This window comes from Acidilobus sp., assembly GCF_049973875.1.
Lineage (GTDB): Archaea > Thermoproteota > Thermoprotei_A > Sulfolobales > Acidilobaceae > Acidilobus.
On record NZ_JBMFJI010000037.1, the window covers coordinates 1 to 6152 of the forward strand.

Below are 6152 nucleotides of genomic sequence, written 5' to 3' on the forward strand. Positions count from 1 at the left end.
CGTCAGGTTCATCTGGTACCTGGACCAGTCTATGCCCCCCACGAAGGAGACCTGGAGGAGCACGTAAAGCACTATGGCTATTATGAAGCCGAGTATCGTGCTAAGCGGCACGTCCCTCTGCGGGTTCCTGGCCTCGCCGGCGTATTCAAGGCCCTGCCTGAAGCCAAGGTAGGCGAACACTATGCCCGTGGTCGGCAGGGCGAAGAAGACGGGGGCCCAGCCGTAGGGGGCGAAGCCGTGGGCCGGAGAGAACGTGTAGGTCTTGTTTCCAACCGTTATGTTCCCGCCAGAGTAGGCCAGCGAGGAGAGGTTGGCCGGGTGGAAAATGAGGACAAGTATCAGTATGACTGTGGCGAACGGTATGACCAGCTTCCACCAGCCGGCCCCGTGGGTCACGGCGCCGAGCAGCCTGACGCCGAACCAGTTCAGCAGGAAGAAGGCAGTCAGGAAGGCGAAGGCTACGGCAAAGCCCACGCCGGTGAGCAGGGTCACCTGGCGCCGGCCACGGTGGTTGAGTAGGTCAGCGGGGGCCACCTGGATGGCCACCAGGTGGAAAGGTAGGTCACCGCGGCCTCCGCCTCGGCCGGGGCCACGGTCACGGCGCTCAGGAAGTAGGCCCAGCCGAGCAGGGTCGAGGCGAAGCTCCCGTGGCTGTACTGCGGGTACCTCACTATTGCGCCTGACTTCGGTATCGCCCCCGAGAGCTCAGCGAAGGCGAGGGCCACGAAGAGCATGAGCACTCCCGCTATAATCCATGACACTATGGCTGCCGGGCCTGCCATGGCGGCCGCGTAGAAGGAGCCGAAGAGCCAGCCGCTGCCTATTATGGCGCCAAGCACCAGGAACATTATCTCGAGGAGCCCGAGGGCCTTCCTCAGCTCCCTGTCGCTCGCCTGCGCCTTCTCTATGTAGGAGTTTGAGCTGCCCACCAGGGCCACCTCATGTATAATATCAGGGTTAGAACAAAGAAGTGGAAAAAATAAAAATTTTACCTGGTAATTAGACAGCCTAAGGTCCCACTTTCTATTATTAGGAAACGTGAGAGCCTGGGAGGCCGGGCTGCGATGAACTCCTTAACGGCGGCCTTCAGCACGGGGTCCTTTATCATGGCTGCGGGACTGCCGAGCGCGTTGACAGGCCAGGAACCTCGCACATAATAATAACGGACGGCATAGACAAGAAGGGCGTGCAGAACGTGAGGGAGCTCAACGACAGGCTCGGGGGCATAAGTAGGATACTGGAGGGCGAGAAAGGCATGCCCGAGAGGCTGAGAGCGAAGATAGCGTCATACCTGGAGGGCAGGTACTACGCCAACGCTGTTGAGGTGCTCCTCAACTACGAGGACGCCAAGCGCATATTCGACGAGGTCCTCGAGGGGCTAAGAGGGCCTTGAGAACCTGAGGGTCAGGCTGGAGAAGGCCGGGGAGAAGAGCAGGGCGATCGCGGTCAGGAGGTACATGCTTGACATGAAGCACAGGGAGCAGCTGCTGAGGTCCCTCGAGGAGTTCTACAGGAGGTCCTTCGGCGGCGGCCAGAGCTAGGCCCGTTTTTACCTCGTCCCCTCCCACACATTTTTTGGGGCAGGGAGTGAGGGTAGCCCTAGTCCACACGGTTATTGAGGAGGCCGGCGGCGGCGAGGTCCTCAGCCTCAAGATGTATGACGCCATAAGGAGGCTGGGCCACTCGGTTGACTACTTCACCACCTACGTTGACAGGAGGGCCTGGTCGCTGCTGAAGGACACGATAGAGGACCCCCGACGCCAATGGTGCTGTCGGCCCCCAGGGCGAGCCTGGTCAGGCTCCTGCTCAGGGGCAGGGGCGTCAGGCTCAGGAGGGTGATGGCCCTCTACGAGCTCACAAACATAAAGCTTGACCTGCCGGGCTACGACGTCTACATAGAGACCCAGGCCAACATTCCAGCCAAGGGCTTCGACATAAGCTACGTCCACTTCCCGGCCGTGGCGCCAACCGGCAAGCCGTCGCTTTACGAGCGACTGGCGTTACACTACGCCTCGCTGGCCGAGGGCCGCCCCCTCGTGCTCACTAACGGCGAGTGGACCAGGAGGGTCCTGCAAAAGTACTACCCGAACATAACATCTATTATGGTTCTGTACCCTCCGGTCGGCGACGACGTCTTCAAGCTCAGGGGCGACGCCAAGGACTACAGCATGGTCCTCACGGTCAGCAGGTTCACGCCAGGGAAGAGGCTCGATGAGGTGGCCAGGGCCGCCTGTGCGGCCAAGGATCTCAGATTCTACATTGTGGGCTCCACCTCCTCCTACTCCGCAGGCACCCTGGCGGCGGTTCTCAGGTACGCCAGGGAGTGCGGCAACATAGTAGTAGAGACCAACGTGCCCAGGAAGAGGCTCCTGGAGCTCTACGAGAGGGCGGGCTTCTACCTCCACCCTCCCCTCGCGGAGCACTTCGGCATCGCCATAGCGGAGGCCGCGGCCGCAGGGGCAGTACCTGTGGTCTACGCAGACGGGGGAGGCTACTACGACATAGCGGCCAAGGTGAGCCCCAGGCTCGGCTACAGGAGCGTGGAGGAGGCCATAAAGATCATGCGCGGCCTGAGGGAGGAGAGGGTAACCGAGGACCTGAGCGCCAGGGCCAGGAAGGTGGCCTCCTCATTCTCCTTCAGCGCGTTCATGTGGGGCCTCAAGGCCCTCCTGGGCATGGCAAACGAGGGCCCGCCGCCAAGTGCTTGAGTAGAGGGGCTAGTCTGCTGGGCCGCGCGGATGTCAATGACTTGATGGCGCGGCAACGGCGGCGCCCGCGGGGCCTCGCTGATGTCATGCGGCGTGGCGTGAAGTCCTTCAAGTGGACGGACCTCCACGTGCGAGGCTCGCTCGCCGCTAAGTCCCTGGGCGGCTGCCTTGACTTCCATGTCAGCCTGCCCCTCCTAGCTTACCTCCTGCAGCCGTCGCCACAGGGAGGGGCCGCATGTGGACAGGACAACGCACTTCAGGGCTGCTCTGGGCCCTATCCATCTAATGGCGTTTGAATTCCAGCGCAGCGAGCTACTTAGGTACAGCCCTTTACTGAAAACAAAAAAGTGAAGGGAAGGCCGAGGGCGGCTAGGCGCGGCCGCGCCTCAGCCTGTAAAGGATCACAACGGCCGCGCCAGCCACTATTATTGCAACTGCTGCCGCTATTGGGGCCAAGCTGATCCTGACCGGCGAGTACGTGGCAGTTGACGGCGCTGCGGCACGGGTCGCTGTCGGGGTCCTGTAGGCGGTGCTGGTGACAGTGTAGGTCGTCGGGCTTGTCACGTACAGCGTGGTCGTCGTGGTTGAAGTTGTGGTGTAAGTTGTTGTAGAGGGCGGAGGAGTAACCGTGGTCGTGGTGGTAGCCGTGGTGGTCTCGGTGGCAGTTGTGGTATAGGTGCTCGTAGTAGTGGTGGTGCTTGTAACCGTCGTAGTTGAAGTTACAGTGACAGTCGTAGTCACAGTCGTAGATGTGGGGGAAGGCAGCGGTGAGAAGCTCACGTAGACCGTCTGCCCGGCCTGGGCCACCCCGCTCAAGGGGGAGGCGGTGAAGTTGGGCGGCGGCAGGACGCGGAACTCGTAGCTGCCGGGCGCCTCGGTAAAGGTTATGACGCCTGAGGTGGTGTTTTTGGTGAGGCCGGCGAGCTCAACGCCCCACAGGCTCCCGCCCGGGAGGCCCTCCTCGACAAAGGAAATAGTGCCCAGGGACGCCGACGCCGGGCCGCCCGGCTCCTCAACAGCGCCGAACTCTGAGGAGTTGGAGTAAAGTAGCTCCGCGCCTGAGCCGAAGCCCATGGCCGCCACGTAGACCGCTCCCCCCTCAGGCGTGAGGGCCGACATGACTGCCGCGGAGCCGGCTACCAGGGTGGGCATGGGCTCATACAGCGGGGGCCGCCCCCTGAAGATGATTACCACGCCCCCCATGTCAGTGGTGCCCGTGGCGCAGCTGGCTGAGAGCGCCAGCTGCCCGCTGACGTTGGGGTAGTACTCGAGCCCGGGGCCCTCCTCGCCGCCTGAGCCGAAGCGGTAGAGGCCGTTTGCCTGCCGCCCCTGCTCGTAGAGCGTCAAAACTCCCCAGCCGTCGGACGTGAAGTACAGCACCAGGGCCGAGGAGTTAGGCGGGGCGTAGCCTATGTCCTGCGCCTGCGGGGAGCTGCCCACCCCAAGGAAGGAGAAGTTGTAGGACGCCAGCACCGTGTCGCCCTGGGGGAACACGAGCAGCATGGGGGCTGAGTACATGGCCGAGCCCTGGGGGGCCGAGGCCTTGACCGTCACGTTAAGGCCGGGCCCGCTGTCAATGGGCCCAATGAGGCCCGCCGTGCCCTGGTGCGTCCCGTCGGCCGGGAAGGCCCCGTACGGGGCCAGCACGTTGAACTCTATGTCCGCCACCAGGCTGGAGTTAATGAAGACCGAGGCGTGGCCGTCACCGTAGGCCGTGAGGAACAAGTAGTAGGGCCCCCCGGCCGGGAGGGTCTCCAGGCCCTCGTTTGACGGGATGTCGGTAAAGAAGTACAGGGGCATGATAGTAGGGGGCCCGCCCAGGTACTCCACCAGCCCCCCGCTGACGTTCGTGGCCCCCGAGGGGGACTCCACGTACACGGCCACGCTGCCCCTCAGGCCCGGTATGTAGGCGTAGAATGGCACTATGTAGTTATAGTAGGTCCCCGACCAGGCGAGGGTCCCGTTGTCGTATACGTACGCAGTAAGGTTCCCCGTGGTGCTCACCAGGAACAGCGCCGCGCCGCTTCCGGCCACGTCGGCCTCCATGACCTCGACGGGCGAGCTGCCCACGTCCTCATATGAGAAGGCGTATGAGCCCGCGTACGCGCTCCCCGGGGGGAACTCTGAGACCCCAGCGATGACGTACTCGTACCCGCCCCCGGTCAGCGCGTAGGAGACGTTGAGCAGCAGGGGCGACGATGACGGGGGCACCCCCACGAACTCCGCCGGCATGTTGGCCCAGCTCGTCCCCGAGCCCACGTCTGCAACGAAGGCCTGCCTCCAGTAGTCCTGGTCCGTGGCCACCGGGGCGCCGCGGGGGTTGCCTATGTATGAGTAGGCCACCGGGTACACGAAGTAGGCGCCGCCCGCTGACGGTGTGAAGGTGAAGTTGTAGGTGTTGACGCCAGGCTCATAGGTGGCCTGCAAGCTCAGGTTTGTAGCCCCCGCGAACTGCATGTAGGGCGAGACCGCGAGGAAAACCAAGCCCTGCACGGGCGAGCCCAGCGAGTTGTTAACATTAACTGTTATGGAGTAGCTGCCGTTGCCGAGGTAGGAGGCCCGCCAGGAGGATATCCACGGCGTGTCCCTGCGGAAGGCGTAGGCTGAGGTGACGCCCGAGGAGGCCGCCACCTGCATGGAGCCCCAGTACTCAGTCGCGTTCAGCCCGCTGTTGGGGTAGTGGTACACGTAGAGCTGGTACGTCCCTGGGGGCACCCCGAGGAACGCCACCTGAGAGCTGGCGTTCATGTAGGCCGTGGCCACGACGTTGCCGTTTGACGGGCTCACCAGGACGCCGTAGGCAGTCCCCGGAACTTCAGCTGCCGGCTCGCCGTTGACGTTATATATGGTCACCACAATGTTGCCCCCTGCGGGCTCGGCGCTGCCGGCGCCCGGGTGAAGGGGGAGCAGGAGGACCGCTAGGATCGCCGCCAGGACGAACAGAACAGACCTGGACCTCAACAGGCTAGCTCCGAAGCCAACTGGCCTCAATTTCCTCCGTTAGCCCACTGAACTATAAGCGTTGCTGCAGGTTGCCTTTCCCAGGGGCTCGCAGTGGGCTGAGGACAGCACAGGACGCCGCTGCGGCGTTCGCACGCCCCACGGCTCGCTGGCCCCACTGCCATTAACGGCGACTGGCCCAGCGCAGGTTACTGGCGGAGGGCCGGCTCTCGTCGACAGCGTAGGGCGACCTGGCCTTGGAGTCGCTCGCAGCCTTTGTCGCGGTTGGCGGCCGCTCGGACCAACCTCACTTTTACTTTTTATAATTATGTAACTGCGGGCGGGGGCCCTGAAGGCGCTGGCCCCACGCGGTGAACTGATGAGCTGACCGCCGCCTAACTCAGGCCCCTTTTGCGGTTTTACGTTAACGCCGTAGCTGGCAGTTTCCGATAAACCGTGAAGTTTATATCATTTGATATCATTTTATTTATCATTCACAACCAT

At 62.9% G+C, this 6152-nt stretch carries 7 protein-coding genes; 4 read left to right on the top strand and 3 right to left on the bottom strand.

The window, feature by feature from the left end:
- A partial coding sequence (locus ACP5H1_RS07655) for an amino acid permease (RefSeq protein WP_427973712.1) occupies positions 1–492 on the bottom strand: 492 nt, incomplete at its 3' end.
- On the bottom strand, positions 489–929 hold the full coding sequence (locus ACP5H1_RS07660; RefSeq protein ID WP_427973715.1) for an amino acid permease: 441 nt from the start codon (positions 927–929) through the stop codon (positions 489–491). The genes ACP5H1_RS07660 and ACP5H1_RS07655, both read right to left, overlap by 4 nt.
- 257 nt (positions 930–1186) lie before the next feature.
- On the opposite strand from ACP5H1_RS07660, the gene ACP5H1_RS07665 reads away from it, so the two are divergent.
- The 4 genes from ACP5H1_RS07665 to ACP5H1_RS07680 all read left to right on the top strand — a co-directional run bounded on the left by ACP5H1_RS07665 (position 1187) and on the right by ACP5H1_RS07680 (position 3004).
- Positions 1187–1393 carry a hypothetical protein gene (locus tag ACP5H1_RS07665; RefSeq protein WP_427973718.1) on the top strand — a complete coding sequence of 69 codons (207 nt, stop codon included), beginning with the start codon at positions 1187–1189 and terminating at the stop codon, positions 1391–1393.
- Positions 1394–1587: 194 nt separating this feature from the next.
- Positions 1588–1839, top strand: a complete 252-nt coding sequence (locus ACP5H1_RS07670; protein WP_427973721.1) for a hypothetical protein — start codon at positions 1588–1590, stop codon at positions 1837–1839.
- Complete coding sequence (locus ACP5H1_RS07675) at positions 1764–2708, top strand: glycosyltransferase (RefSeq protein ID WP_427973724.1); 945 nt, start codon at positions 1764–1766, stop codon at positions 2706–2708. Before ACP5H1_RS07670 ends, ACP5H1_RS07675 begins: the two co-directional genes overlap by 76 nt.
- A 98-nt stretch (positions 2709–2806) precedes the next feature.
- A complete protein-coding gene (locus tag ACP5H1_RS07680; RefSeq protein WP_427973727.1) occupies positions 2807–3004 on the top strand; it encodes a hypothetical protein in 198 nt (65 codons plus the stop codon).
- 73 nt (positions 3005–3077) lie between these two features.
- Here ACP5H1_RS07680 and ACP5H1_RS07685 read toward each other — a convergent pair whose 3' ends face one another.
- Positions 3078–5669, bottom strand: coding sequence for a hypothetical protein (locus ACP5H1_RS07685; RefSeq protein ID WP_427973730.1), 2592 nt, complete (start codon positions 5667–5669; stop codon positions 3078–3080).
- Positions 5670–6152 lie beyond the last annotated feature (483 nt).

What these genes read in the sequence shown, in the direction of transcription:
- ACP5H1_RS07675 (WP_427973724.1), top strand. Translation starts at nt 1,764, where the DNA reads ATGGTGCTGTCGGCCCCCAGGGCGAGCCTGGTCAGGCTCCTGCTCAGG.